The organism is Dietzia sp. SYD-A1 (genome assembly GCF_015356725.1).
Classification (GTDB): domain Bacteria; phylum Actinomycetota; class Actinomycetes; order Mycobacteriales; family Mycobacteriaceae; genus Dietzia.
The window spans coordinates 1-1221 of sequence record NZ_JADDKI010000096.1 but is presented as its reverse complement, the minus strand read 5'-3'; the positions used below and the strand labels follow the sequence as shown (position 1 = coordinate 1221).

Annotated in this window: 3 protein-coding genes; all 3 read left to right on the top strand. The window is 67.8% G+C overall.

The features are described from left to right. On the top strand, positions 1-407 hold a 407-nt coding region (locus IY392_RS04800; RefSeq protein WP_194860655.1), incomplete at its 5' end, for a cell division protein SepF. Positions 408-477: 70 nt separating this feature from the next. After that, positions 478-777, top strand: coding sequence for a YggT family protein (locus tag IY392_RS04795; protein WP_107756224.1), 300 nt, complete (start codon positions 478-480; stop codon positions 775-777). A gap of 156 nt (positions 778-933) precedes the next feature. Beyond that, a partial coding sequence (locus IY392_RS04790; protein WP_194860654.1) for a DivIVA domain-containing protein occupies positions 934-1221 on the top strand: 288 nt, incomplete at its 3' end.

Sequence of the window (1221 nt, the reverse complement as noted above, 5' to 3'; positions counted from 1 at the left end):
CCCCGCGCCCGAGGCGCTACCACGCGGCGGAGGCCGGGGCCCGGGCCTCGCTCCGCGGCGTCCCCGTCACCCGCGGCGCCGTCGCCCTGGCTCCGGAAGAGGACTTCGTCGAGGACGGGCTGGTGACCCTCCCCGAGACCGTGGTCGAGCGTCCGCGGGGATTCGGTGACGGCAAGAGCCTCGGGGAGCACTTCCGCGCGGGCCGAGCCGTGGTGTTGGATCTGTCCACGATGGCCTCCGGGGACGCGCGCCGCATGGTCGACTTCGCCGCCGGCCTGGTCTTCGGTCTCGACGGCCGCATGGAGAAGGTCACCGATCGCGAGCGCACCTTCCTGCTGCAGCCCGCCGGAATGGATCTCACCGAAGCCGAGGTCCGGGACGCGGTCAACGGCGCGTTCCGTCGCTGATCCCGGGCGGCCACCCCGTCTGACCGGGTGCCCGCGGCGCGGCGTCGATCGCTGCCAGTAGTCTTGTCCCGTGCGTGAAATCCTGCTGGTCCTTTACATCATCACCCAGGTCTTCTGGTATCTGCTCCTCGCCAGGATCGTTGTGGAGATGATCGCGTCGTTCTCCCGTGGCTGGAGCCCCCGCGGTGTCCTGGCGGTGGTTCTGGAGTGGCTGTTCACCATCACCGATCCTCCGGTCAAGGCGCTGCGCAAGGTCATCAAGCCGGTCCGGATCGGGCAGGTCTCCCTCGACCTGTCGGTGTTGGTGCTCTTCGTCATCATCATCGTGATCCAGCTGGTCCTGCGGATCATGATCACCAGCGTCGCGTGAGGGGCGCGGCGGGACACAAGTGATGCGGTCACCCGGGCCGCAGGTGACGCGCGGGCCGAATGTGACTAGATTGGCACGCGTTAAGGTAGTAATGAAGTCGTGGGTCCGGTTCGAGAACGCCGGACCGGCACCCGAGACGACCACGAGGGGTATCCCATGCGCTTGACTCCAGCCGATGTGCACAACGTCGCGTTCTCAAAGCCGCCGATCGGTAAACGGGGCTACAACGAGGACGAGGTCGACCAGTTCCTCGACCTGGTAGAGGAGGAGCTCGGAACCCTCGTGGAGGACAACGACGACCTCCGTCAGCGTGTCGACGAGTTGACCAAGGACCTCGAGAAGGCCCGGAAGGCGGCGGAGAAGTCCGACAAGGCCTCCGCTGACTCCGCTAGCGGTTCGGGTGCCGGCCGCGTCGAGGAGCCGCGGGCCGCCACCCCGCCCGCC